The 25058-nt window shown below is 61.2% G+C and carries 20 protein-coding genes and 1 tRNA gene; 15 read left to right on the top strand and 6 right to left on the bottom strand.

Annotated features, from left to right (window positions below):
* Positions 1 to 32: 32 nt before the first annotated feature.
* Positions 33 to 1526, bottom strand: coding sequence for a phospholipase D-like domain-containing protein (locus JNO50_RS16970; protein ID WP_229804497.1), 1494 nt, complete (start codon positions 1524 to 1526; stop codon positions 33 to 35).
* Between the two features lie 283 nt (positions 1527 to 1809).
* Here JNO50_RS16970 and gltB point away from each other — a divergent pair, with 283 nt between their 5' ends.
* The 11 genes from gltB (at position 1810) to JNO50_RS16915 (ending at position 15731) form a co-directional block, all read left to right on the top strand.
* Entirely contained in the window at positions 1810 to 6258 is a 4449-nt protein-coding gene (gltB, locus tag JNO50_RS16965; RefSeq protein WP_189531641.1) for a glutamate synthase large subunit, read from the top strand.
* A gap of 11 nt (positions 6259 to 6269) precedes the next feature.
* Positions 6270 to 7685: an FAD-dependent oxidoreductase gene (locus JNO50_RS16960; RefSeq protein ID WP_189531639.1), complete on the top strand. Its 1416-nt coding sequence runs from the start codon at positions 6270 to 6272 to the stop codon at positions 7683 to 7685.
* Positions 7686 to 8055: 370 nt separating this feature from the next.
* Positions 8056 to 8685 carry a response regulator transcription factor gene (locus JNO50_RS16955; protein WP_189531636.1) on the top strand — a complete coding sequence of 210 codons (630 nt, stop codon included), beginning with the start codon at positions 8056 to 8058 and terminating at the stop codon, positions 8683 to 8685.
* Positions 8686 to 8882: 197 nt separating this feature from the next.
* A complete protein-coding gene (gene groES / locus JNO50_RS16950; protein WP_189531634.1) occupies positions 8883 to 9173 on the top strand; it encodes a co-chaperone GroES in 291 nt (96 codons plus the stop codon).
* A 44-nt stretch (positions 9174 to 9217) separates the two neighbouring features.
* Positions 9218 to 10852 carry a chaperonin GroEL gene (groL, locus tag JNO50_RS16945; protein WP_189531632.1) on the top strand — a complete coding sequence of 545 codons (1635 nt, stop codon included), beginning with the start codon at positions 9218 to 9220 and terminating at the stop codon, positions 10850 to 10852.
* An 82-nt stretch (positions 10853 to 10934) separates the two neighbouring features.
* Positions 10935 to 11681: a Nif3-like dinuclear metal center hexameric protein gene (locus tag JNO50_RS16940; protein WP_189531630.1), complete on the top strand. Its 747-nt coding sequence runs from the start codon at positions 10935 to 10937 to the stop codon at positions 11679 to 11681.
* A 115-nt stretch (positions 11682 to 11796) separates the two neighbouring features.
* Entirely contained in the window at positions 11797 to 12381 is a 585-nt protein-coding gene (gene petA / locus JNO50_RS16935) for a ubiquinol-cytochrome c reductase iron-sulfur subunit (protein WP_189531622.1), read from the top strand.
* Positions 12382 to 12394: 13 nt separating this feature from the next.
* Entirely contained in the window at positions 12395 to 13738 is a 1344-nt protein-coding gene (locus tag JNO50_RS16930; protein ID WP_189531620.1) for a cytochrome b, read from the top strand.
* Positions 13739 to 13756: 18 nt separating this feature from the next.
* Entirely contained in the window at positions 13757 to 14512 is a 756-nt protein-coding gene (locus JNO50_RS16925) for a cytochrome c1 (RefSeq protein ID WP_189531618.1), read from the top strand.
* A 151-nt stretch (positions 14513 to 14663) separates the two neighbouring features.
* Positions 14664 to 15266, top strand: coding sequence for a glutathione S-transferase N-terminal domain-containing protein (locus JNO50_RS16920; RefSeq protein WP_189531616.1), 603 nt, complete (start codon positions 14664 to 14666; stop codon positions 15264 to 15266).
* 12 nt (positions 15267 to 15278) lie between these two features.
* Positions 15279 to 15731 (top strand): ClpXP protease specificity-enhancing factor, encoded by a 453-nt coding sequence (locus JNO50_RS16915; RefSeq protein ID WP_189531614.1) that lies wholly within the window; start codon positions 15279 to 15281, stop codon positions 15729 to 15731.
* An 85-nt stretch (positions 15732 to 15816) separates the two neighbouring features.
* Here JNO50_RS16915 and JNO50_RS16910 read toward each other — a convergent pair whose 3' ends face one another.
* Together JNO50_RS16910 and glnK are read right to left on the bottom strand one after the other, a co-directional pair.
* The gene (locus JNO50_RS16910) at positions 15817 to 17130 is read right to left on the bottom strand and encodes an ammonium transporter (protein WP_189531612.1); all 1314 of its coding nucleotides are present in this window, start codon (positions 17128 to 17130) and stop codon (positions 15817 to 15819) included.
* A gap of 39 nt (positions 17131 to 17169) precedes the next feature.
* A complete protein-coding gene (gene glnK, locus JNO50_RS16905) occupies positions 17170 to 17508 on the bottom strand; it encodes a P-II family nitrogen regulator (RefSeq protein ID WP_189531611.1) in 339 nt (112 codons plus the stop codon).
* A gap of 272 nt (positions 17509 to 17780) precedes the next feature.
* Here glnK and JNO50_RS16900 point away from each other — a divergent pair, with 272 nt between their 5' ends.
* The 4 genes from JNO50_RS16900 (at position 17781) to JNO50_RS16885 (ending at position 19819) form a co-directional block, all read left to right on the top strand.
* Positions 17781 to 18068 (top strand): accessory factor UbiK family protein, encoded by a 288-nt coding sequence (locus JNO50_RS16900; RefSeq protein WP_189531609.1) that lies wholly within the window; start codon positions 17781 to 17783, stop codon positions 18066 to 18068.
* A 190-nt stretch (positions 18069 to 18258) separates the two neighbouring features.
* Positions 18259 to 18990 carry an SPOR domain-containing protein gene (locus tag JNO50_RS16895; protein ID WP_189531607.1) on the top strand — a complete coding sequence of 244 codons (732 nt, stop codon included), beginning with the start codon at positions 18259 to 18261 and terminating at the stop codon, positions 18988 to 18990.
* A 16-nt stretch (positions 18991 to 19006) separates the two neighbouring features.
* Complete coding sequence (locus JNO50_RS16890; RefSeq protein ID WP_189531604.1) at positions 19007 to 19624, top strand: thiol:disulfide interchange protein DsbA/DsbL; 618 nt, start codon at positions 19007 to 19009, stop codon at positions 19622 to 19624.
* A gap of 118 nt (positions 19625 to 19742) precedes the next feature.
* Positions 19743 to 19819 (top strand) — tRNA-Met (locus JNO50_RS16885).
* A 61-nt stretch (positions 19820 to 19880) separates the two neighbouring features.
* Here JNO50_RS16885 and JNO50_RS16880 read toward each other — a convergent pair.
* Genes JNO50_RS16880 through ptsP form a run of 3 tightly spaced genes read right to left on the bottom strand, consistent with a single transcriptional unit; the run spans position 19881 to position 25018 of the window.
* A complete protein-coding gene (locus tag JNO50_RS16880) occupies positions 19881 to 21539 on the bottom strand; it encodes a PTS fructose transporter subunit IIC (RefSeq protein WP_189531602.1) in 1659 nt (552 codons plus the stop codon).
* Between the two features lie 30 nt (positions 21540 to 21569).
* Positions 21570 to 22523 (bottom strand): 1-phosphofructokinase, encoded by a 954-nt coding sequence (gene pfkB / locus JNO50_RS16875; protein WP_189531599.1) that lies wholly within the window; start codon positions 22521 to 22523, stop codon positions 21570 to 21572.
* Positions 22520 to 25018: a phosphoenolpyruvate--protein phosphotransferase gene (gene ptsP / locus JNO50_RS16870; RefSeq protein WP_189531597.1), complete on the bottom strand. Its 2499-nt coding sequence runs from the start codon at positions 25016 to 25018 to the stop codon at positions 22520 to 22522. Before ptsP ends, pfkB begins: the two co-directional genes overlap by 4 nt.
* Positions 25019 to 25058 lie beyond the last annotated feature (40 nt).

Genomic DNA, 25058 nt, shown 5'->3' with positions numbered 1-25058 from the left:
AGGTGAAGCAGTGGCCGGAACCGCGAGAAAAATCAATGCGTGTCAGTGCGGTCGGTCGTGTCGGGGCGTCTTGCCGGGTGTTGTTTTTTTCGTTCCGCGAGTCCATCCAGGCGCAATGTCACCGCGCGCAGCAGGATCGCTCCGCCGGAAAACAGCAGCACGATGGCCAGGGGGTAGGCGAGCAGTTTCGGAAACGCCAGGATGGCCAGGGCAAGACCCAGCAAAATGGCGCCGATGGTCATGAACGCCCCGGCTTCGCCACCCTCCACCGCGCGCGTGCCTCGCACCGCGGCGCCCATCACGTCGCCGATGCGCGCCGCCTGCCGTGCGGCGGCCGTCGCCGCGGCGGCGGCTGAAGGCGTTCGGCGCGATCCTGGCGTCACCGGACGGGGGTGCGTCAGCACCGGGATCCGGCGCGCGCCGAGTACGATTTCCGTGGCATTGTCCAGATCCGCCAGAAACCGGTCGGCCATCTGCGCCGCGATGCCTTCATCTTCGATGGCCACATCCAGTTCGCGGTTGGCGAGCCAACTTGAAATATTGAGATTGGTCGAGCCGATCCTTGCCCAGCGCCGGTCGGCCATGGCCGTTTTGGCATGGATCATCGGCCCGTTCCATTCGAACACGCGAACCCCTGCCTCCAGCAAGGGACGGTAGAGGGTGCGCGACAGCGCCGCGATCCAGGGAATATCGCTGGCGCGCGGCACCAGCAGCCTCACATCGACACCGTCACGCGCGGCTTCCTTGAGCGCCATCATGTAGAGGCTGGTGCCGACGAAGTAGGCGTCGGTCAGCCAGAGCGTATGGCGGGCAAACCCCGCGACCAGAAGGTCAAGACGCATCATGTGCGCCGTGGCGGGGGTGGTGGCGATCAGCCTCGCCGCCACATTGCCGGCGCTCTCGGGTACCCTCCGGTGCAATTCTTCCAGCGTCTCTTCCCGAAGCGGATGACCGCAGTGCAGCAGGGTATCGGCGATGGCGTTGATGGCTTCGCCGACCAGCGGCCCGCGCAGGGCGAGGCCCGTATCGCGCCAGGGTTCCGTGCCATTGGCCCCTTCCCAGCGCGCGCTGGCGCACAAGCCGGAAATATAGGCGACTTCGCTGTCGACGACGATCAGCTTGCGATGGTCGCGGCCGAACAGTCCCAGCAGGTTGCCGGTCGATGGCGGATTGTATCGGACCACCTGGCCGCCGGCCGCGGCCAGTTCGGCGAACACGCCGCGGCACTGCGCGACCCACGACCCGAGCCAGTCGTAGACCAGAACGACACGCACACCGGCGCGGGCACGCTCGGCCAGTGCCTGGCACAGTTCCCGCCCGAAGCTGTCCGAACCCACCAGGTACATTTCCATCAGGATGCTGTGCCTGGCGTTGCGGATACTGTCCAGCCAGGCCGGAAAGTTTTCCTTGCTGTCGAACAGCAGCCGTATGGCATTCCCTCCCACGAGCGGCGCGCCGGCGGAACGGGAAAAAACCTGATCGGCCAGTTGCCGGGCGAGAGGGGAATGGCGGGTTTGTGGCGGCATGGCATTCATTGTTTATTGTTTGACAATATACCTTTTTGCTCTAAAAGGTGTTTGTTGTATAGCGTCAAAATATCTCATTTGTGTCGTTTTTCTGAATTTGTACGTCACAAACAAGCAAGAAAAAGATTGTTTTTTTGTTTCGATATTTCGAGAAAAACTCGCGAAAAAACGTTTAACACCATGATTTAAAACATTTAATGCGCTGCACAAATAGCAGTTGCCTGGGGTCGGGCCTTGCCTTTAGAATCGATTCATTCATTACACAATAAAACAGGCATTCACCATGGACAGACAGCGCTGGTTGCAGGGTACGTTGTATCGCCCCGAATTCGAGCAGGACAGCTGCGGCTTCGGTTTGATCACCCAACTGGACGACAAGCCCAGCCACTGGATCGTCAAGACCGCCATTGCGTCCCTTGCCCGCCTGACCCACCGCGGCGCAGTGGCCGCGGACGGTAAATCCGGCGACGGTTGCGGGCTCTTGTTCAAAAAACCCGACGGGTTTTTGCGCGAGACGGCGGCCGAGGCCGGACTGGTTCTGAAAGCAGTGTACGCCGCCGGACTGGTGTTCCACCATCCCGACGACGCTGTCGGTCGTCGCAGTCTGAGGCGGTTGGCAGAACACCTCGAGGCCGAAGGACTCGAAGTGGCGGGCTACCGCTCCGTCCCAGTCGACCCCGAGGCCTGCGGCGAGTATGCCGCAGCCACGCTGCCCGCCATTTCGCAGGTTTTCGTGAACTGTCCGTTCGGCATGGACGAGTTGACCTTCCAGCGGCGGTTGTTCATGGGGCGGCGCCTCGCCGAAAAGGCCAACCGCGACGAGGACGGGCATTTTTACGTGCCGACCCTGTCGCCGCACACCCTGTCCTACAAGGGGCTGGTCACCCCGGAAAACCTCCCGAAGTTTTTCCTCGATCTGCAGGACGAGCGTTTCGAGTCCAGCCTCGCCGTATTCCACCAGCGCTTTTCCACCAATACCTGGCCGCAATGGCGCCTGGCGCAGCCTTTCCGCTATCTCGCCCACAACGGCGAGATCAACACCGTGCAGGGCAACCGCAACTGGTCCCGGGCGCGCGAACGCATCCTGTCCTCGCCGTTCATCGACATGGAGAAGATCCGGCCGATCGTGGACGCCACCGGTTCCGACTCGATGAGCCTCGACAACATGCTCGAGACGCTGCTGATGGGTGGCATCCCGCTGTTCCGGGCGTTGCGCCTGCTGGTGCCGCCGGCCTGGCAGAACGTCGACAGCACCGACAAGGATCTGCGCGCTTTTTACGAGTTCAATTCGATGCACATGGAGCCCTGGGATGGCCCGGCTGGCATCGTCATGACGGACGGACGCTATGCCGCCTGCCTGCTTGACCGCAATGGCTTGCGTCCGGCGCGCTGGGTGCTGACACGCGACAACATCCTGACCATCGCGTCGGAAGTCGGCGTATGGGAATACCGTCCCGAAGACGTGGTGAAGAAGGGGCGTGTCAAGCCCGGCCAGCTTTTCGCGGCCGATCTGTCCACCGGCGAGCTCCTGCTTCCCGAGGAGATCGATGCCCGGCTCAAGAGCGCCAAGCCCTATCGCCAGTGGATCAAGGACAGCGCGCGCTACCTCGAACTGTCCATCGAGGACGATTCCACGCTGGCGCCGATGGATGCCGACGCATTGCTGACTGGCCAGAAACTGTTCAATCTCAGTCTGGAGGAGCGTACCCAGATCCTGCGCGTGCTCGCCGCCGAAGGCATCGAGGCCGTCGGTTCGATGGGCGACGATACGCCGATGGCCGTGCTGTCGAGCAAAGTGCGTTCGCCGTTCGACTATCTGCGCCAGCAATTTGCCCAGGTGACCAACCCGCCGATCGATCCGATCCGCGAGGCGGTGGTGATGTCGCTGAACTCGGTGTTCGGGCCGGAGCGCAACATGTTCGAGGAGAGCGCCGAGCATGCCCGGCGCCTCGAGGTACGCTCGCCCGTGCTGTCGCACGAGAAATTCATCAAGGTCACCACGCGGCCCGAGCCGTATCTTTGCGCGACGACTTTCGATTTGTGTTACGACCCGGCCGAAACGGATCTTCAAGGCGCCATCCGCCGGCTTATCGGGCATGTGGTCGATGCCGTGCGCGAAGGCACGGTGATCGTGGTGTTGTCCGACCGATCCTTCTGCGAAGGGCGGCTGCCGATTCATGCGCTGTTCGCAACCGGAGCCGTGCATCACGCGCTGATCGATCTGGGCTTGCGCTGCAAAACCAATATCCTGGTCGAAACCGCCACGGTGCGCGATGCGCACCAGATGGCCTGTCTGATCGGCTACGGCGCGACGGCCGTCTATCCCTATCTGGCCTACCAGACCATCATCGACATGGTCGGCCGCGGCGAAGTCGGGCTCAAGGTCAATCAGGCCTTGCAAAACTACCGCAAAGGCATCAACAAGGGCCTGCTCAAGGTGCTCTCCAAGATGGGTATTTCGACCATCGCGTCCTACCGCGGGGCGCAATTGTTCGAGGCGGTGGGCATTCACGAAGAGGTGGTCGAGCTGTGCCTGAAAGGCACGGTGAGCCGTATCCAGGGGGCGGCGTTCGCCGATTTCGAGTCCGATCAGAAGGCCCTCGCGCGACTGGCCTTCAATCCCGCCCGGGGACTGGTGCAGGGCGGGTTGCTCAAGTATGTGCATGGCGAGGAGTTCCACGCGTACAACCCCGATGTGGTGATGCAGTTGCAAAAGGCCGTGCAGGATAATGACTACGACGCATGGAAAACCTACGCGGATCTCGTTAACCATCGTCCCGCCGCGATGTTCCGCGACCTGCTCGCCCTACGGGAGTTGCCGGCGCCGATTCCGCTTGAGGAAGTGGAGCCGGTGGAGGCCATTCTCAAGCGCTTCGATTCGGCCGGCATGTCGCTGGGCGCGCTGTCTCCCGAAGCGCATGAGGCGCTGGCCATCGCGATGAACCGCCTGGGCGGCCGCTCCAACTCCGGTGAAGGCGGCGAGGATCCGGCGCGCTACGGTACGGAGCGCATGTCGCGCATCAAGCAGGTGGCATCGGGCCGCTTTGGCGTGACGCCGCATTATCTGGTCAACGCCGATGTCCTGCAGATCAAGATCGCCCAGGGCGCCAAGCCCGGTGAAGGCGGACAATTGCCCGGCGACAAGGTGTCGCCGCTGATCGCGCGGCTGCGCTGCTCCAAGCCCGGCATCAGCCTGATTTCACCGCCGCCGCATCACGATATCTACTCCATCGAAGATCTGGCCCAGCTGATCTTCGACTTGAAGGAGGTCAATCCGGATGCGCTGGTGTCGGTCAAGCTCGTCGCCGAACCCGGCGTCGGCACCATCGCCGCGGGCGTGGCCAAGGCCTACGCCGATCTGATCACCATTTCCGGTTACGACGGCGGCACCGGCGCCTCGCCGCTCACTTCGGTGAAATACGCCGGCTCGCCGTGGGAGCTCGGGCTGGCCGAAACCCAGCAGGTGCTGCGCGCCAACGGACTGCGCGGACGAGTCCGGGTGCAGGCCGATGGCGGCCTGAAAACCGGCCTCGATGTCGTCAAGGCCGCGATTCTCGGCGCGGAGAGCTTCGGCTTCGGAACCGGTCCCATGGTAGCGCTCGGCTGCAAGTACCTGCGCATCTGCCACCTGAACAACTGCGCGACCGGCGTGGCGACCCAGGACGCGCGGTTGCGCGAGAAGCATTTCACCGGCTTGCCCGAGCGGGTGATGAATTATTTCCTGTTCCTTGCCCGGGAAACCCGCGAGTGGATGGCCCGGCTCGGCGTGCGCAGCATGAGCGAGCTCGTGGGGCGGCTGGATCTTGTGGAGGTGGTCGAAGGGCGCACCGAGCGCCAGCGCCGTCTCGATCTCGCGCCGCTGATCCGTCATGGCGACATCCCCGACAGCGAACCGCGCCATTCCACCGCCGATTCCAATCCGTCCTTCGACAAGGGCGAGCTGGCGGCGCGGATCGTCGTGGATGCCCGTGAGGCCATCGAACAGCGCCGGATGCTGCGGCTCGAATACCCGATCGAAAACGTCAACCGCTCGATCGGCGCGCGGCTGTCGGGCCTGATCGCCAGGCATCACGGAGCCGAAGGTTTGCCGGAAGGGTGCCTGTCCATCCGCTTTACCGGATCGGCCGGACAGAGTTTCGGTGTCTGGAACGCCCCCGGCCTGCATCTCGAACTGGAGGGCGACGCCAACGACTATGTCGGAAAGGGCATGGCGGGCGGGCGTCTGGTGATTTATCCGCCGCGCGGCGCGTCCCATCCTTCCCACGAGTCGATCATCATCGGCAATACCTGTCTTTACGGCGCGACGGGCGGGCAACTGTTCGCCGCCGGCGTGGCGGGCGAGCGCTTCGGTGTGCGCAACTCGGGGGCCCTCGCGGTCATCGAGGGCGCGGGGGATCATTGTTGCGAATACATGACCGGCGGTTGTGTGATCTCGCTCGGTGGCACCGGTTACAACTTCGGCGCGGGCATGACCGGGGGCTTCGCCTTCGTTTACGATCGTTCGGAGAAATTCGCTTACCGTTATAACAACGAACTGGTGGACATTCATTTGATCAACGGCGAGGCGACCGGCATGTACCGGGCTTTCCTGCTGGACAAGCTGGCCCGCCACGTCGAATTGACCGGTTCCGCGCTCGGCCGCGACATGCTGGAAAACTTCGATGATCACGTCGACTACTTCTGGCTGGTCAAACCCAAGGCTGCGACGCTCGACAGCCTGCTGAAAGATTGATGAGGTGAACCATGGGTGACGTATTCCAGTTCATGAAGCTGTCGCGCAATCCCGGCCAGAAGGTGGAGGCCGAGGTGCGCAGGGTACGGTTCATGGAAATCTACCGGCCGCTGAGCGCCACCGATGCCGCCGATCAGGCGGGGCGCTGCCTGTCCTGCGGCAATCCTTATTGCGAATGGGAGTGTCCGGTCCACAACTACATTCCGGACTGGCTGGCCCTGGTGCAGGAAGGCCGGCTGTTCGATGCGGCCGAGCTGTCGCACAAGACCAATTCGCTGCCGGAAATCTGCGGGCGCGTCTGTCCCCAGGACCGTTTGTGCGAGGGCGCCTGTACCCTGAATCAGGGCGGTTTTGGCGCGGTGACCATCGGCGCGGTGGAGCGCTACATCACCGACGAGGCGCGCAAAGCCGGCTGGCGTCCCGATATGAGCCGGGTGAGACCCACGGGCAAGCGTGTCGCCGTGATCGGCGCGGGCCCGGCGGGACTCGCCTGCGCCGACGTGCTGGTTCGCAACGGGGTGCTCCCGGTCGTATTCGATCGTTACGAGGAAATCGGTGGCCTGCTGACGTTCGGCATTCCCGAGTTCAAGCTGGAAAAAACCGTGGTGGCGGAGCGCCGCGTCATGATGGAAGAAATGGGCGTGGTGTTCCGGCTCAACACCGAAATCGGTCGTGACGTGACGATCGATGCGTTGCTGGACGAATACGATGCCGTGTTCATGGGCATGGGGGCGTACCGGGCGATGACCGGCGACTTTCCCGGCGAGGATTTGCCCGGTGTGCTCAAGGCGCTGCCTTTCCTGATCAATGCGGTGCGTCAGAACATGGGAACCCTGCCCGCCGGCGAAGAACCGGTGTCGATGTCGGGCAAGCGGGTAGTCGTGCTCGGCGGTGGCGACACGGCGATGGACTGCAACCGCACGGCGATCCGTCAGGGCGCCAGCCGCGTGATTTGCGCCTACCGGCGCGACGAGGCCAATATGCCCGGCTCGCGGCGCGAGGTGGCGAACGCCCGCGAAGAAGGCGTGGAGTTTCTGTGGAACCGCCAGCCGGTGGCCATTGAACCGCAAGCGGATGGGGCCTTGAGTGTCGTGCTGGCCGAAACCCGTCTGGGCGAACCCGATGCCCGCGGGCGCCGGCAGGCGCAGATCGTCGCGGGCTCCGAAACGCGCATCGAGTGCGACAGGGTGGTCATCGCTTTCGGTTTTCAGGCGGAGCCGGCCGACTGGTTCGAGGAGGCGGGAATCCGCTGCGACGAGCGCGGACGGACCCGGCTTGCCGGTGGCGCCGTCTTCAAGCAGCAAACGGCCAATCCGAAGATTTTCGCGGGGGGCGATATGGTGCGGGGCGCCGATCTTGTGGTGCGGGCCGTTTACGAAGGACGCCAGGCGGCGGAAGGCATTCTCGGCATGCTGGAAGTCTGGTAGCCGGAACATGGTGGATTGACCCTTTTGGCCCGTCGCAAGACGGGTTTTTTCTTTTCCGCGCTGTTTTTTCATTCCTTCCGTTACTGCCGGCAGGGCGGATTCTTCCTCCTGATCCCTCCTTCTTGTTTTCCATCCATTCGCTACGTGTTTCCGTAAACATGCTTACAGACACATCGGAATGAGCAAATCCATTCGGTGATGCATCTGATTGCTCCTCCTCCGACAAGCCGTGACAATCGTCTAGTGCATAAACTCTGGATTGGCTCTATGTCGGTTCCGGAGCCGTCCGGAAGGGCTGTCAGCGGAACCTTGCGGTTCTTGTTTTCGCCAAACCACATAACCATCTCGCGATTCAGGAAGGTGCCTGACAATGAAAAAAGTCATTGTGATCGACGATCATCCGGCGATTCGTCTCGCCATCAAGGGGCTGCTGGAAAAATGGCAGGAGTTTTCCATTGTCGACGAGTCCGACAACGGGCAGGAAGGACTGGAAAAAATCCGGCAGCACAAGCCCGACCTTGTGGTGCTGGATTTGTGTTTGCCGCGCTCGGACGGGCTGGCGCTGATACGGCGGATCAAGGGGGTCGACGAGAAGATCAAGATTCTGGTTCTGACCGGGCAGGAGGAGCGGATTTATGCCGTCAAGGCGGCCGAAGAGGGAGCCAATGGCTATGTGACGAAATCGAAAGACATGATGGAAGTCTACAATGCGGCGAGCGCCGTCATGTCCGGCTACAACTGTTTTCCCGCGGAAGACATCCTCGCGTCCCAGGGACGGCCCGCCTACGGCAAGGCGACTGACGCGCTGTCGAGTCTGTCCGTCAGGGAATTGGCCATCATGCGCTATATCGCCAAGGGTTACAGCAACAAGGAAATCTCGGAAATTTTCTATATCAGCCAGAAAACCGTCAGCACGTACAAGGCCAGGGTGTTGAACAAGCTGAAGTTGAAGAACTCGATTGCCATCGCCGAATTCGCGAAGACGCATGGACTCGTGTAATCGCCGCCATGGGCCTGATTGTATAATCAATCGCAGCGCTCTGGGCGATTGAAAAAATTTCACTCTTCGTCGCTCTTGAAACCCCTTTTGTGCGCCCATATCATTAGCACTCGTCAAGGCCGAGTGCCAAATGCATTCGGTTCCCGCTGGTTTGATGAGTTCAACTTTCAACAGCCTCTGAAATTCAGGAGAGAACAATGGTAATTCGTCCTCTGCATGACCGTGTTGTGATCAAGCGCCTCGAGGCGGAAGAAAAAACCGCGTCCGGTATCGTTCTGCCGGGCGCCGCCGCAGAAAAGCCGGATATGGGCGTAGTCCTGGCCGTTGGCAACGGCAAGATTCTGGAAAACGGCGATCGCCATCCTCTGGAACTGAAAGTGGGCGACAAGGTCCTCTTCGGCAAGTACTCCGGCCAGACCGTCAAGATCGACGGCGATGAAGTGCTGGTGATGCGTGAAGAAGACGTGATGGGCATCGTCGTAGAGTAATTCCGACCCCTGTCGAAACTGACTGAATACTGGAGAGTTTAACAATGGCTGCTAAAGACGTACGTTTCGGTGATTCCGCCCGTGCCAAGATGGTTACCGGTGTCAACATCCTGGCCGACGCCGTGAAGGTCACCCTGGGCCCGAAAGGCCGCAACGTGGTTCTGGACCGTTCCTTCGGCGCTCCGACCATCACCAAGGACGGCGTTTCCGTCGCCAAGGAAATCGAGCTGAAGGACAAGTTCGAGAACATGGGCGCGCAAATGGTCAAGGAAGTCGCTTCCAAGACCTCCGACGTCGCCGGCGACGGCACCACCACCGCGACCGTACTGGCCCAGGCCGTCGTTCAGGAAGGCATGAAATTCGTTGCCGCCGGCATGAATCCGATGGATCTGAAGCGCGGTATCGACAAGGCCGTCGTATCCCTGGTCGCCGAGCTGAAGAAAATCGCCAAGCCGTGCGCGACCAGCAAGGAAATCGCCCAGGTCGGCTCCATTTCCGCCAACTCCGACTCCGATATCGGTGAAATCATCGCCAACGCGATGGAAAAAGTCGGCAAGGAAGGCGTGATCACCGTCGAGGACGGCAAGTCCCTGAACAACGAGCTGGATGTCGTCGAAGGCATGCAGTTCGACCGCGGCTACCTGTCGCCGTACTTCATCAACAATCAGGACAAGCAGATCGCCGCTCTGGACAATCCGTTCATCCTGCTGTTCGACAAGAAAATCTCGAACATCCGCGATCTGCTGCCGGTTCTCGAGCAAGTCGCCAAGTCCGGCCGTCCGCTGCTGATCATCGCCGAAGATGTCGAAGGCGAAGCGCTGGCCACCCTGGTGGTGAACAACATCCGCGGCATCCTGAAGACCGTCGCCGTCAAGGCTCCGGGCTTCGGTGACCGTCGCAAGGCCATGCTGCAGGACATCGCCATTCTGACCGGCGGTACCGTGATCGCCGAAGAAGTCGGCCTGACCCTGGAAAAAGTGACCCTCGACATGCTGGGCGTGGCCAAGCGCGTCGAAGTCGCCAAGGAAAACACCACCATCATCGACGGTGCCGGCGAAGCCGCGACCATCCAGGCCCGTGTCGGCGAAATCCGCCGCCAGATCGAGGAAGCCACCTCCGATTACGACCGCGAAAAGCTGCAGGAACGCGTGGCCAAGCTGGCCGGCGGTGTGGCCGTGATCAAGGTCGGCGCCGCGACCGAAGTCGAAATGAAGGAAAAGAAGGCCCGTGTCGAAGACGCGCTGCACGCTACCCGCGCCGCCGTTGAAGAAGGTGTGGTGGCCGGTGGCGGTGTCGCCCTGCTGCGCGCCCGCTCGACGCTGGAAACCCTGAAGGTCGACAATGCCGATCAGGAAGCCGGTGTGAAGATCGTTCTGAAGGCCATCGAAGCGCCGCTGCGCCAGATCGTCGCCAACGCCGGCGATGAGCCGTCCGTCGTGGTGAACAAGGTTCTGGAAGGCAAGGGCAACTTCGGTTACAACGCCGCGACCGGCGAATACGGCGACATGCTGGAAATGGGCGTTCTGGACCCCGCCAAGGTGACCCGTTCCGCTCTGCAGCACGCCGCATCCGTAGCCGGCCTGATGCTGACCACCGATTGCATGATCGCCGAACTGCCGGAAGACAAGCCGGCGGCTCCGGCCGGCATGGGCGGCATGGGCATGGACGGCATGATGTAAGTCTCGCGACCTCCGTTCGCAAAACCCCCTGCGCATTGCGCGCAGGGGGTTTTTTCTTTCACAATACGGTAAAGGAGAGACAATGAATCGCAATGATCTTCTGAGCCGCATGGACACGCTGCTCGAACCCTGGCGGTTTAGCGACTATGCGCCGAACGGTTTGCAGGTCGAAGGCCGCGAGACGGTGAAGCGCGTCGTGACCGGGGTAACGGCCTCGCAAGCGTTGATCGACGAGGCGGTTCGCCTCGATGCCGACATGGTGCTGGTGCATCACGGCTATTTCTGGAAAGGCGAGGACGCCCGGGTCAATGGACTCAAGCGGCGGCGCCTGAAAACCCTGCTTGACCATGACATCAATCTTGTCGCGTACCACCTGCCTCTGGATGCCCATCCCGAAGTCGGCAACAATGCCACGCTGGCCAAAAGGCTGGGCATAGAGCCCGAAGGCCGGGTCGGGGACATGGAGCTGTTGTGGCACGGCAGCCTTGCCCGTACGCTTGCCGGCACGGAATGGGCCGATACCATCGGCGCGGCGCTCGGCCGCGCGCCGCTGTTGCTGGGGCGCCCCGACAAACCCGTGCGCCGCGTGGCCTGGTGCACCGGAGGAGCGCAAAGCTATTTTCAGAAAGCCATCGATTTGGGTGTTGACGCCTTCCTGACGGGCGAGGTGTCCGAGCAGAACCACCATATGGCTTTAGAGTATGATGTGTTGTTTATTTCTGCAGGTCATCATGCCACTGAGCGATACGGCGTTCAGGCGCTGGGCACGTGGCTCGCGGATGAAACTGGCATTGATGTGCAATTTGTCGACCTTTTTAACCCGGTTTAAGGGAAATTTTGCGTTTGCCATCAATTTGTTGGCATAAACGCTTTAAGTCCCTGCTGGTAATCGGGTAAAATTGGAAAGTTTTGAGCTCGGTTTCCACGATTTGAGGATGACTGTAATGAGTGAACAACACGTCGATGCGGGGCGCCGTCGTTTTCTGACGGTTGCAACCAGCGCTGTTGGAGGAGTGGCGGCTGCCGGTGTGGCCACCCCATTCCTGATGAGTTTTTTCCCGTCCGAGCGCGCCAAGGCCGCCGGGGCCCCGGTTGAAGTCGAGATCGGCAAGATGGAGCCGGGCCAGAAGATCAACGTCGAATGGCGCGGCAAACCGGTATGGCTGTTGAACCGGACCGACGAACAGGTGAAGAACCTTGCCAAGCTGAACGACAAGCTGACCGACCCGCAATCCGACATGGATCAGCAGCCGGCCTATTGCAAGAACGGCACGCGCTCGATCAAGCCCAACCTGCTGGTTGCCGTGGGCATTTGCACGCATCTGGGCTGTTCGCCGACCTACCGTCCGGACCTAGCTCCCGCCGATCTGGGCGCGGACTGGCTCGGCGGTTTCTATTGCCCCTGTCACGGCTCCAAGTTCGACCTTGCCGCCCGTGTCTACAAGGGGGTGCCGGCACCGAAGAACCTGGAAATCCCGCCGCACAAATACCTCTCCGACACCCGCCTGTTGATTGGCGAAGACAAATAAGCGAGGGAGCAAAATGAGCAAAGGACAAAACCTGCTTAACTGGATCGACCAGCGTTTTCCGCTGTCTTCCAGCCTTAAGTCGCACATAACGGAGTATTACGCTCCGAAGAACTTCAACTTCTGGTATTTCTTCGGTTCGCTGGCTCTGCTCGTGCTGGTGATGCAGATCGTCACCGGTATCTTCCTGACCATGAACTACAAACCGGACGCCTCGTTGCTGCCGGGCACCAACGTGTCGGTGGCTTTCGCTTCCGTTGAGTACATCATGCGCGATGTCGGCGGCGGCTGGATCATCCGCTACATGCACTCGACCGGCGCGTCGATGTTCTTCGTCGTGGTCTATCTGCACATGTTCCGTGGCCTGATCTACGGTTCCTACAAACAGCCGCGCGAGCTGGTATGGATCTTCGGGATGCTGATCTTCCTGTGCCTGATGGCCGAAGCCTTCCTCGGCTACCTGCTGCCGTGGGGCCAGATGTCGTTCTGGGGCGCCCAGGTGATCGTCAACCTGTTCAGTTCCATTCCCGTGATCGGTCCGGACCTGTCGGTCTTCATTCGCGGCGACTTCGTGGTGTCCGACGCCACCCTGAACCGCTTCTTCGCGCTTCACGTGATCGCCGTGCCGCTGGTGTTGCTCGCCCTCGTGGTCGCTCATATTATCGCGCTGCACGAAGTCGGCTCGAACAACCCGGACGGCGTGGAAATCAAGAAAAACAAGGATCCGGTCACCCACCTGCCGAAGGATGGCATTCCGTTCCATCCGTATTACACCGTCAAGGATGTACTCGGTGTGGCGGTGTTCCTGATTGTGTTTTCGTTGATCGTGTTCTTCCTGCCCGACATGGGCGGCTACTTCCTGGAAGCCAACAACTTCATTCCGGCCGATCCGCTGAAGACCCCGCCGCACATCGCGCCGGTCTGGTACTTCACCCCGTTCTACGCCATCCTGCGCGCCGTGCCGTCGTTCGCCGGTACCCAGGTGTGGGGTGTGCTGGCGATGGGCGCCGCCGTCGTGATCATCGCCTTCCTGCCGTGGCTTGACCGTTCGCCGATCAAGTCGGTGCGTTATCGCGGTCCGAAGTTCAAATTCATGCTGGCGCTGTTCGTGATCTCCTTCATCGGCCTTGGCATGCTGGGCGCCTTGCCGGCAACCAATCTGCGCACCGTGGTTTCGCAGATCCTGTCGGTGATCTACTTCGCCTTCTTCCTTGGCATGCCGTTCTACACCAAGAACGACGTCGGCTCGGTACCGGTACCCGATCGCGTGACCGAATCGACCACGAAGATGAAAATCAACTTCGCCATCATGGTGGCTCTGGTTGTGGCCGGTGCTTACCTGTTTGCGTCGTATATCTGATCGAACGGGATGACTGTCATGAAAAAACAAATTCGTCATCTGATCGCCGCTTGTGCCCTGGCATTGCCGCTGGCCTCTTTCGCCAATGAAGGCGGCCCGGCCCTCGACAAGGCTCCGATCAATATCCAGGACACCGAGTCGTTGCAGCGCGGCGCGCAGATCTTCACCAACTACTGCCTGTCCTGCCACTCCGCGGTTTCCATGCGTTACAACCGCCTGATGGATATCGGCCTGAGCGAGCAGCAGATCAAGGACAACCTGCTGCCCGACGGCGTCAAGATCGGCGAGCCGATGAAAATCAGCATGATGGCCGCCGATGCCAAGAACTGGCTGGGCGCGCCGCCGCCGGATCTGTCCGTGGTGGCCCGTTCCCGTGGCGCCGACTGGCTGTACACCTATTTGCGCGGTTTCTATCGCGATGATACCCGGCCGACCGGCTGGAACAACGTGGTGTTCGACAAGGTCGGCATGCCGCACGTGTTCTGGCAGTGGCAGGGCGATCAGGTGCTGAAGACCGTCAAGGGTCCGCATGGCGAGGAGCACAAGCTCGAGCTCGTCAAGGCCGGCACCCTGACCAAACTGGAGAACGGCAAGGCGGTGACGGTCGATTACGATCGTCGCATGGCCGACCTGACCAACTTCCTGGTCTTCATGGGAGAACCCGCGCAAGTGAAGCGTAATCAGATCGGCTATGTTGTTCTGATGTTCCTTGGGCTTCTGCTTTTGCCGTTGGCTTACTTCCTGAAGAAAGAGTACTGGAAGGACGTTCACTGAGCGCGTCGCGGACGGGCTGGCAAAAAGGCGGGGAAACCCGCCTTTTTTCTTGATTATCAATGAGTTGCAGAGTTTTTCTGGATAATTGGTCAGTGAAAGTGCTAAAATCGCTGCATTTGATCAACCAGCCCGTCAAGGATCTGTAGCTGCCATGATGACACTTTACTCCGGAATCACCTGCCCTTTCAGCCATCGCTGCCGTATCGTTTTGTTCGAAAAGGGCATGGATTTCGAGATCATCGATGTGGATATCCACAACAAGCCTGAAGACTTGGCCGTGATGAACCCGTATAACGAGGTGCCGGTTCTGGTCGAACGCGATCTGATTCTGCATGAGTCGAACATCATCAACGAGTACATCGATGAACGCTTCCCGCATCCGCAACTGATGCCGGCCGACCCGGTCATGCGTGCCCGCGCGCGCCTGTTCCTGTTCCGTTTCGAGAGCGAGCTGTTCCAGTCCGTCAAGGTTCTGGAATCGAACCCGTCCGCGAAGGACGCGGCCAAGGCCCGCGAGGCGATCCGCGACGGATTGACGACCATCGCTCCGGTGTTCGCCAAGCAGAAGTTCATGCTGGGCGACGAGTTCTCGATGATCGATGTTTCCATCGCTCCGCTGATGTGGCGACTTGAGCATTACAACATCGACCTTGGCAAGAACTCCGCGCCTATCCTGAAATACGCTGAGCGCATTTTCCAGCGTCAATCCTTCATCGATTCGCTCACTCCGTCCGAAAAGGCGATGCGCAAATAAGGAGACGGCTCAATGACGAGCTCGACCAAACCGTACATGATCCGTGCGTTGCATGAGTGGTGCACGGACAGTGGCTACACCCCCTATATCGTTGTGTGGGTGTCAGAACATACCGATGTGCCGCGCGAGTACGTTCAGAAGAACGAGATCGTACTCAATGTCAGCTATCAGGCCACACAGCACATGCAGATCTCGAATGATGCGATCAGTTTCGCCGCTCGTTTCGGGGGGGTGAGCCGCCCGGTTTATGTTCCCATCGGTAATGTCATGTCGATTTTTGCGCGGGAAACGGGCGAAGGCATGGGATTCGAAGTCGAGCCGTTGCCCGAGAGTGCGTTGAAGGGGCCGGTGCCTTTCAATCCCGCAGTTGCGAAATCATCCGCCCGGGAGGAAGGGGAGGAAGGGGAGGAGGGCGTGGACAGGCCTCGTCCTAGCGGCAAACCTTCGTTGCGTATCGTCAAGTAAGCTGCGACGCGGCGGATGTTTTGCCGCGAAGAGTCACAAGGGGGGCGCCAAGGCGCCCCCCTTTCTTTTGCCTTGCGCAGATGCGCTATTCGACCCGCTCCCCGTGCAGGACCAGGTCCAGTCCCTCGCGCTCCTCGTCTTCTGCGACGCGCAGACCGATGACCAGATCGACGAGCTTTAGCAAGACGAAGGTCACGACAGCGCAATACGCCGCAGTGACGACGACGCCCAGGGCCTGGGCGGCAAGACTGCCTTCAACCCCGCCAATGCTTTTTACCGCAAATATGCCGGTCAGGAGCGCACCGACAATCCCTCCTATGCCATGCACTCCGAAGGCATCCAGCGAGTCGTCGTACCCGAGCTTGTGCTTAAGGGTCGTGGCGCCCCAAAAGCACACGATGCCGGCGACAAGACCGATGAGCAGCGCGCCTTTGATGTCCACGAATCCCGCGGCGGGCGTGATGGCGACAAGACCCGCGACTGCTCCGGAGGCGATGCCGAGTACCGACGGTTTCTTCTTGGCGAACCATTCCGCGAATGTCCAGGCCAGCGCCGCGACGGCTGTGGCGACCTGGGTTGTCACCATGGCGAGCCCCGCCCTGCCATCGGCCGCGGCGGCGGAACCCGCGTTGAAACCGAACCAGCCAACCCACAGCATGGAAGCGCCGACCAGCGTGAGCACCAGATTGTGCGGTGCCATGGCTTCCCTGCCATAACCAAGGCGCTTGCCCATCACCAGTGCGCAGACCAGACCGGCGATACCGGCGTTGATGTGCACGACGGTGCCGCCGGCGAAGTCCAGGACCCCCTTGTCAGCCATCCATCCTCCTGGTCCCCAGACCCAGTGCGCGACCGGGGTATAGACCAGCAGTGACCACAAAGTCATGAAGACCAGCATCGCGGAAAACTTCATCCTTTCGGCAAACGCCCCCGTGATGAGCGCCGGAGTGATGATGGCGAAGGTCATCTGGAACATCATGAATACCGATTCGGGAATGGTTCCTGCGAGCGGGTGCACGGTCAGTTTACCTGTATCCTTGATGTAGACCATGCCATCGAGCAGAAAACGGTCAAGAGAGCCGAGCCAGGGCGTGCCGACCGTGAAGGCCAGGCTGTAACCGGCCACGATCCACAGCACGGTGACCAGGGCTGTCACGGCGAAGCTCTGCATCAGGGTCGCCAGTACGTTCTTCTTGCGGACCATTCCGCCGTAAAAGAGCGCGAGTCCGGGAATGGTCATGAACAGGACCAGCGCGGTGGAAATCAGCATCCAGGAGGTATCGCCCGCATTGATGACCTTGCCTTCCGCGAGCGCGGGGCCGGCAGGGCCGTCGGCCAGAGCCGGCAGCGCTGTCGCGAGAAGGTACAGCGAGATCGCTGTCTTGGTGAACGCTTTCATCGTGAGTGTCCCTTTGTCGTAGGTATTGTTTTAGTGTGGTTAAACGGCATCGGAGCCGGTTTCCCCGGTCCGGATGCGCACGACCTGCTCCAGATCGAGGACGAAGATTTTTCCATCGCCGATTTTTCCGGTGCGGGCCGCTGTCTCGATCGCTTCGACAACCTGGTCGAGCAGGCCATCGTCAATGGCGATCTCGAGTTTGACCTTGGGCAGGAAATCCACCACATATTCCGCGCCGCGGTACAACTCGGTGTGCCCCTTTTGCCGGCCAAATCCTTTTACTTCGGTCACGGTGATGCCCTGTACGCCAATGGCCGACAGTGCTTCCCGCACTTCGTCGAGCTTGAACGGCTTGATAATTGCGGATACCAGTTTCATGACTGCTCCTTTCGGATATGCCTGTCCGTAATGTCATTTACCTGCTGTCTGCTGCTTTGCACAAAGCGTGCCAACACAAAACCGGGGCTCTCATCTGACATGACAACAGGCTTGCATGAAGATTTACCGGGTTCGCGGCCTGTTCATGCACTGTTATAGCGCGGCGATGCCAGCGGTGCGCACGGTAATGGTGCCAGTTCAGGTTCTGCAGCCGATTGCGCTTTTTGCTACACTCAGGCGGATCAGAACCGACCGCAAAAGAGGAGATGGCCATGTTGAGCCAGAAACTGTTCGATGAGATTTCAGCCAAGATCAGCGAGACGATCGCGGCCAGTCCTGCGAGGGATATCGAGAAAAACATGCGTGCCATGATGGCGGCGACATTCACCAAAATGGATCTGGTGACGCGAGAAGAGTTCGATGTCCAGCAGGAGGTGCTGACGCGCACCCGCGAGAAGCTCGCCGCCCTTGAAGCGCGTCTGGCCCATGTCGAATCCGTTCTGTTTCCCGAGGCGGGCCAGCAGAACGTGGAAGAGGAAGCCAGCCAGGGCCATTCCTGAGCGAAGTCCTTGTCGTTGCGCCTAATTTGCCGGCGCGCGTCCGCTTTTCGAGCAAAACCCCGTTGAAGCGGGTAAAATCGCCCGTTGACGCGCGAGGCGGGCTCTCGTGCGCTTTTTGCGCCCCGCGGGGGAGATAAACCGGCGCTCGGCCGGTACACAATGACAGACAGCAAGACAGTGGAAAGAATTGATGGCTAATCGCGATTTGAAAAACGGTTCACGAGCGACGACTTCCCGACGGCCTGCACGCAAGGGAAGCAACGGCGGCGGACTCTGGACGGGCCTTCTGCTCGGTCTCATCATCGGGGTGGCTTCGATCGGCGGCGTTGTCTGGTACCTGAACAAATCGCCGCGGCAGACAACGGCCAAGGCGCCGCAAACGGCCTCCGCCGGAGTCGCCGAAAGCGCTGCCGAATTGCTGGCGCCAGGAACCCGCCTGATGAACAAGGATGCCTCCGCCGATGCCGGAAGCGCCCCGGCCCCGGTTGTTCAGCCTCCGGCAACGCCGCAGGCATCGCAACCCGCGGCCAAGCCCGTCACCCCCCCGGCGGACAAGAGCGCCAAGGGCAAGGATGGTCAGCGCTTCGACTTCTACAAGATTCTTCCCGGCAACGGCGATGCTGTCGCTCCTCAACCGGAGGGCTCGGCGAAATCGTCCCAGGAACCAAACGCCTCTTCCGCTGCCAAATCGGTCTGGTTGCAGTTGGGATCTTTCCAAAACCAGGATGATGCTGACAACATGAAAGCAAAACTTGCCATGGTCGGCGTCGAGGCGAAGATCCAGTCCGTGACCCTGCCGGGCAAGGGAATGGTGCATCGCGTCCGCGTCGGTCCTTTCTCCCGTCCGGAAGACATGGAAAGGCTGCGCTCCCAACTGAAGGCTGACGGCATCAATGCGACCGCCGTCAGAATGGATAATTGATCCGGAGATATTCCCGATGAAAAAAATGTTCCTCCTTGCCCTGATGATGCTTTCCGGCGCCGCGAACGCGGCCATACAACAGGGGCAGGATTACGATCTCTTGCCGGCTCCGCAACCGGTGTCGAATCCCAGGAAGGTCGAAGTGCTGGAGTTTTTCCAGTATGGTTGCATCCATTGTCTGAAGCTCGAGCCGGCGATGAACGCCTGGCTCAAGAAGAAGCCGGCGTTTGTCGAGTTCAAGCGGGTGCATGTTGTGTGGCAAAAGCCGATGGAAGGCCTGGCCCGCCTCTACGCGACGGAGCAGGCGACCGGAACCGAACCTCGCTTGCATGCCGATGCGTTTGATGCGGTGATGAACAAGCGCATGAACCTGGGCGACGAGGCGATTCTCGCCGAGTGGCTGAAGGGCCGTCCGGGAGTCAACGTACCGCAGTTCATGCAAACGTATAAATCCTTCGGCGTGAACGCCGAGGTGGCGCGCTGGACCCAGGCAACGCGCGATTATTCGATCGAAGGCACCCCGACCATCGTGGTGGGCGGCAAATATGCGCTGAAGACCTTTGGTCCGGAAAAGCTCATCCCGAACATGGTCGAGATGATCATGAAGGTGAAGAAAGAGCAGAATATCCGCTAATTGCCAGTCGATGCGGCTTCCATGCCACAGGGCAATGGCGGGGCATCGGTGACGGAAAGTTTTTTTGCTCAGAAACTTGACGTGACATCGCGGTTGTAATATTATTCATTTCCTCAGACGCGGGGTGGAGCAGTCTGGTAGCTCGTCGGGCTCATAACCCGAAGGTCGTAGGTTCAAATCCTGCCCCCGCAACCAGGTTACAGAAAAAAGCCGGCTTTCCAAAGCCGGCTTTTTTCATTTGCGTCGTGTGCTGGCCTCAAACCGCGGGTTTCTTTAGCAGCCGTATCATCAGAGCGGTCAGAACCGTTCCGGTGGTCAGCGCCAGCAGATAGCCGCCCAGATGCCCGACGGCATTGGGAATCGGCAAGACGAAGATGCCACCGTGCGGGACCTTCAACTCCACGCCGAACCCCATCGAGATGGCGGCGGCCGTGGCCGATCCGACCATCAGCGACGGAATGACGCGCAAAGGGTCGCGTGCGGCGTACGGGATGGCCCCTTCGCTGATAAAGGCGAGACCCAGTATGGCGGTGGCTTTTCCGGCTTCCCGCTCATCGGCGGTGAAACGATCGGCGAACAATTTGGTGGCCAGGGCAATGCCGAGGGGCGGGGTCATGCCGGCGGCCATGGCGGCGGCCATCGGGGTGTAGACCTGACTGGCGATCAACCCTGTGCTGAAGGCGTACGCGGCTTTGTTGACGGGCCCCCCCATGTCGAAGGCCATCATCGCTCCGATCAGAACGCCCAGAACGATGGCGCTGGCGCTTTGCATGCCCTGCAGCCAGCCGGTGAGCGCGGCAAGCGCAATGGCCACCGGCTGTCCGATCACGTAAATCATCAACAGTCCGACCAGCAAGGATCCCAATACAGGCAGGATCAGCACAGGTTTGAGTCCCTCGAGCTGCTGCGGCAGCCTGATGAACCGGTTAAGCCACCGGGTGCCATAACCCGCGATGAAGCCCGCGGCTATCCCGCCGAGAAAGCCCGATCCCAGGCTCGCGGCCAGCATGCCGCCAACCATGCCCGGCGCCAATCCCGGTCTGTCCGCCACGGAAAAGGCGATATAGCCGGCCAGGATCGGGACCATCAGGGCAAAGGCGGATTTGGCGCCGATCTGGAACAGGGCCCATGCCAGCGTGCCCTTGTGCGCATCGTCGTACGCATAGATCCCTCCCAGCGCGAAAGCTATCGCGATCAAGATGCCGCCAGCGACCACAAAAGGCAGCATGAAGGAGACCCCGGTCATCAGGTGCTTGTAGGGACCGGGGCGTGCCGTGTCTGTGTCGGAGGGCGAAGCGGCCGAGGTAGCGCCGGGCGTTGCGACAGCGGCTTTGTCGATCGCTTCGCGGATCAGGGCTTGGCCGTTATGGATGGCGGATTTCGTTGATGTCTTGAAAATCCGTTTGCCGGCAAACCGGTCCGTCCCGACCTGCGTGTCGGCGGCGATGATCACGATGTCCGCATCGCGGATCTGTTCCGCGCTGAGAGTGTCCTGAGCGCCGACAGAGCCTTGTGTTTCGACATGGATGGTATGACCGAGCGCTTGCGCCGCCTGGATCAACCCCTCCGCTGCCATGAACGTATGGGCTATACCGGTGGGACATGATGTGACGGCAGCGAGTCTTAGTGCCCCGCCTTGTCGTGGCGGAGCGAGCAGGGAGGACAAAATTCCCTTGGGGTCTTCCAGTACGCTATCGAGAGTGGCTTCGGTGAAGCGGCTGGCGGTGAAGGGTTCCGATACCGGACCCACCCACAAGGCCAGATCCGCGCGCGCAGCATCGGCGGCGGCATTGTCCGGTGTGGAAAGCGTCAGGCTGTGGCCCTCCGCTCGCGCCGCCGCCTTGAGTGCTTCCGCGGCCAGCAGCGTTTGCGCCGGCCGGTGTTTTTCTGCGATGACAACAGTGATGGTCGCCATGTTGTATCTCCTCGGGGTAAGGTGATCCGGTTATCGCAATGCCCGGATTTGAACGCGTTGCTCCAACGCCGCCAAGGTGGCCGCATCGGGAAGATGCGGCCCCAGGCGGGCGAGTTTACCGACCGCGGCGGCCACCGCGCGGCGTGCACTGGCGGCAAGATCGAGGCCCGCGCGCCGTGCGGCAAGAAGACCGGCGACCATGGCGTCCCCCGCTCCTACCGTGCTTGCGACACGTGAGGCGGCCAATCGCGCGTGGAGTACTTCATCACCGCGCACCAGCAAGGCGCCTTCTTCGCCGAGTGACACCGCCACCAGGTCGACGCCGGTTTGGCAAAGTTCCCTGGCGACTGCGAGTAACGAGGCGGTGTTTGGCAGAGCCGTTCCGGCCCATTCTTCGAGCTCGCTGAGGTTCGGCTTGATGATGTCCGGCAGGTCGTGAGGCGGCATGGCCAGTGCGCGCTTTAGCGCTTCGCCGCTTGTGTCGAGCAATACCGTACAGCGTCTTGCCTTGAAGGCGGCGACAAGCTGCGCCCAGACTCCCGCGTCAAGATCGGCAGGGAGACTGCCGCACAACGCGACAAGATGCCCGGATTGCGCCAGCGAGCCGATGCTGTCGTAAAGACGGCGGATGGCTTCGCGGGGGACGGGAAACCCCGGCAGGTTGATATCGGTGGTTTCTTCCCGGGTCCGGTTGACCAGCTTGAGGTTGGTCCGGGTATTGCCGTCCAGCCGGACGAAATGGTCATCGATTCCCTTGAGGTTGAACAGCTCCCGGAACAGATCTTCATTGCGTTTACCGAGAAAGCCGCCTGCCGCGACAGGGATACCAAGATCGGCGAGGCATGCGGCGACATTGATTCCCTTGCCGCCGGCCGCGCACTGGCTGCTCTCGGCCAGATTGACGCTGCCGGCGCACAACTGGGGAAGAATGACGGTCTGGTCTATCGCCGGATTCAGGGTGATGGTCAGGACTGGTGCGCTCATGCCAGTTCCTCCGCGATACGTCGGACCTCGCCGGCATCGGCACACGACAAGCTACGGAGTGCCGCACGCTGCAGCTCTTCCATGGAGTGATTGCGCAGCATGGCTTTCACAGCCGGTATGTCCCCGGCGCTCATCGAGAGCGCATCCACCCCGAGCCCCGCGAGCAAGGCCGCGCCCAGCGGGTCTCCGGCCAGGCCCCCACAAACCCCGATGCGGCGCTGGTGAAGACGCGCGCCGTCGATTGTTTGCCGGATCAGGCGCAGAACAGCGGGATGCAGGCTGTCAGCCTGGGCGGCCAGTTCGGGATGCTGGCGATCGATGGCGAGCACGTACTGGGTCAGGTCATTGGTGCCGATCGAGAAAAAATCGACATGGGCGGCGAGCTGATCGGCCATGGCGGCCGCGGCGGGTACTTCGATCATGATGCCCAGATCCACGCGGGGCGCGCCAAGTTCGCCGCGAATGCGCTCGCATTCGGTTTTGAGATCGTTGACCTCGGCGAGTGTCGAAATCATGGGAAAAAGAATGGAAAGCGGCCGGCCGCTGAGCGCGGCCCGGTAAAGCGCGCGCAGTTGCGGTTCGAGCAAATCCGGGCGCCGCAGCAGCAGGCGGATGCCCCTCACTCCCAGGAACGGGTTGTCTTCACGGGGCAGGGCAAGGTGAGGCACCTGTTTATCGCCGCCGATGTCCAGCAGCCGCACGATCAGTTCCCGGCCGTCCAGCGCATCCTGCATGGAAAAGTAGGTGGCAAGCTGTTCTTCTTCGCCGGGCAGATGGTCGCTCTCCAGGAACAGGAATTCGGTTCGCATCAGGCCGACGCCCTCCGCGCCGAATTCCAGCGCTTCCTTGACCTGAGCTGGGCGATTGAGATTGACGCCGATCTCAAGACGGCATCCGTCCGTGGTGATGGCGGGCAGTTGTCGGGAGTCCGCATCGCGGGCTTGCCGCTCGCTCAAGGTTCCCATCCAGTCGCGAGCGGACTCCAGATCGCTCTTGTCTCCCGGCAGAATCAAGCGCCCCGTCGCCGCGTCCAGGATGGCGTCCTTGCCGTTATCCAGAGCCAGGACCGCGTCGCCGGCCGCGACGAGGGCGGGCAGGCTCAACGTGCGGGCGAGGATGGCGGTGTGCGAGGTGGGGCCGCCATGTACGGTGACGATGCCCGCTATGCGTGACGGATCGAGTTCCGCGGTATCGGAGGGTGTCAGGTCTTCGGCGACGAGTATCCAGCGCCCCTCCGGCAGGTCGAATCGGGAGCGGGAAGCGCTGTCCGGCAGGAGGTGGCTCAGCACGCGCTCCGAAACGTCGCGCAAATCGGTCGCGCGCGCGGCAAGAAGCGGAACTCCCACTGACGACAAACGGTCGGCGAGGGTGTGCGTGGCCTGTTGCCAGGCGTATGCCGGGCCGTGCCCCTCGACAATCAGCCGGCAGCACAGTCCGATCAGATCCGTGTCCCCCAGAAGTTCCGCCTGGGCCTTGAAAATCCCTGCCTGCGCTGCGCCGAACCGCGCCGCCGATGTGTCGCCAAGCGCGATCAACTCCGCCCTGGTGATGGCCAGCGCCGCGTCCAGCAGTCGGCCGGCGTCACCGAGTGACATGGGCTGGTCGGGGATCACGCGGCTCTGGCGCGGTCTGATCAGCAGTGGCGCGATGACAAAACCCGGACTGGCATTCAACCCGCGCAATATCACGGCACGCGCTCCAGGACGCCAGGCCTGGCTGGTCTGCATCGCAGGGGCAAGGGCGCTGACGGCATGACTGCATTCCTCCCGGGTCAGCTTTTGCATCACGTCCCTGAGCCTGGCGAGCGCTTCGGCCGCACCGGCTCCTCCGGCCTCTACGCGTAAGGTGTCACCGCATGCCAGACCAAGCTGCAGGAGGGAGAGCAGGCTTTTGCCGTCGGCCCTTTCATTGCCGCGGCTGACGCGGATATCGCCGGCGTGCCTGCGGGCTGTTTTGACCCATTCGCTGGCTGGCCGCGCATGCAAACCGTTCGGGTAGTCGAGGATCCATTCGAATGATTCGGCGTCGAGGTCGGAAGCCTGGCCGATCGTTTGGACGGGGGCATCGCCGGTCAACGCGGCGATGACCTGGCCGGGATCCGCCGTGTGGATCAGCGCGGACAGACGTTCGGGATCGTTGATGAGGCGAGTCAATCGCTTCAGGACGCTCAGGTGCTCGTCCGATTGGGCCGCTATGGCAATAACCAGCCGAACCCGCCGGTTTTCTCCCCACTCCACGCCGTCGGGAAGCTGCAGAACGGCGATGCCAGTGCGGCGGATCAGGTGCCGGTCCGCCGTCAGGCCGTGCGGAATGGCGACGCCATGGTCAAGATAGGTGTCGGACACGTTTTCTCGCGCCATCAGGCTCGTCACGTAGTCGGGGGCGATGTGTCCGGCCGCGACCAACAATTCACCGGCCAGAAGAATGGCTTCTGTTTTGTCGGCAGCGCAGGTTCCGAGTGCAATGGTGTCCGGCGAAAGCACGAAAGAGGTCATGCCCAGGGTCTCCTGTCCTTATTGTTATATTGGATTGAAA

Origin of the sequence: Paludibacterium paludis, assembly GCF_018802605.1 — a bacterium.
Taxonomy (GTDB): Bacteria; Pseudomonadota; Gammaproteobacteria; order Burkholderiales; family Chromobacteriaceae; genus Paludibacterium; species Paludibacterium paludis.
This window is presented reverse-complemented; position numbering and strand designations above follow the sequence as displayed.

What these genes read in the sequence shown, in the direction of transcription:
- JNO50_RS16920 (WP_189531616.1), top strand. Translation starts at nt 14,664, where the DNA reads ATGATGACACTTTACTCCGGAATCACCTGCCCTTTCAGCCATCGCTGC.
- JNO50_RS16925 (WP_189531618.1), top strand. Translation starts at nt 13,757, where the DNA reads ATGAAAAAACAAATTCGTCATCTGATCGCCGCTTGTGCCCTGGCATTG.
- JNO50_RS16930 (WP_189531620.1), top strand. Translation starts at nt 12,395, where the DNA reads ATGAGCAAAGGACAAAACCTGCTTAACTGGATCGACCAGCGTTTTCCG.
- JNO50_RS16915 (WP_189531614.1), top strand. Translation starts at nt 15,279, where the DNA reads ATGACGAGCTCGACCAAACCGTACATGATCCGTGCGTTGCATGAGTGG.
- JNO50_RS16890 (WP_189531604.1), top strand. Translation starts at nt 19,007, where the DNA reads ATGAAAAAAATGTTCCTCCTTGCCCTGATGATGCTTTCCGGCGCCGCG.
- JNO50_RS16880 (WP_189531602.1), bottom strand. Translation starts at nt 21,539, where the DNA reads ATGGCGACCATCACTGTTGTCATCGCAGAAAAACACCGGCCGGCGCAA.
- gltB (WP_189531641.1), top strand. Translation starts at nt 1,810, where the DNA reads ATGGACAGACAGCGCTGGTTGCAGGGTACGTTGTATCGCCCCGAATTC.
- JNO50_RS16955 (WP_189531636.1), top strand. Translation starts at nt 8,056, where the DNA reads ATGAAAAAAGTCATTGTGATCGACGATCATCCGGCGATTCGTCTCGCC.
- pfkB (WP_189531599.1), bottom strand. Translation starts at nt 22,523, where the DNA reads ATGAGCGCACCAGTCCTGACCATCACCCTGAATCCGGCGATAGACCAG.
- JNO50_RS16910 (WP_189531612.1), bottom strand. Translation starts at nt 17,130, where the DNA reads ATGAAAGCGTTCACCAAGACAGCGATCTCGCTGTACCTTCTCGCGACA.
- JNO50_RS16895 (WP_189531607.1), top strand. Translation starts at nt 18,259, where the DNA reads ATGGCTAATCGCGATTTGAAAAACGGTTCACGAGCGACGACTTCCCGA.
- JNO50_RS16960 (WP_189531639.1), top strand. Translation starts at nt 6,270, where the DNA reads ATGGGTGACGTATTCCAGTTCATGAAGCTGTCGCGCAATCCCGGCCAG.
- groES (WP_189531634.1), top strand. Translation starts at nt 8,883, where the DNA reads ATGGTAATTCGTCCTCTGCATGACCGTGTTGTGATCAAGCGCCTCGAG.
- groL (WP_189531632.1), top strand. Translation starts at nt 9,218, where the DNA reads ATGGCTGCTAAAGACGTACGTTTCGGTGATTCCGCCCGTGCCAAGATG.
- JNO50_RS16940 (WP_189531630.1), top strand. Translation starts at nt 10,935, where the DNA reads ATGAATCGCAATGATCTTCTGAGCCGCATGGACACGCTGCTCGAACCC.
- JNO50_RS16970 (WP_229804497.1), bottom strand. Translation starts at nt 1,526, where the DNA reads ATGCCGCCACAAACCCGCCATTCCCCTCTCGCCCGGCAACTGGCCGAT.
- JNO50_RS16900 (WP_189531609.1), top strand. Translation starts at nt 17,781, where the DNA reads ATGTTGAGCCAGAAACTGTTCGATGAGATTTCAGCCAAGATCAGCGAG.
- ptsP (WP_189531597.1), bottom strand. Translation starts at nt 25,018, where the DNA reads ATGACCTCTTTCGTGCTTTCGCCGGACACCATTGCACTCGGAACCTGC.
- glnK (WP_189531611.1), bottom strand. Translation starts at nt 17,508, where the DNA reads ATGAAACTGGTATCCGCAATTATCAAGCCGTTCAAGCTCGACGAAGTG.
- petA (WP_189531622.1), top strand. Translation starts at nt 11,797, where the DNA reads ATGAGTGAACAACACGTCGATGCGGGGCGCCGTCGTTTTCTGACGGTT.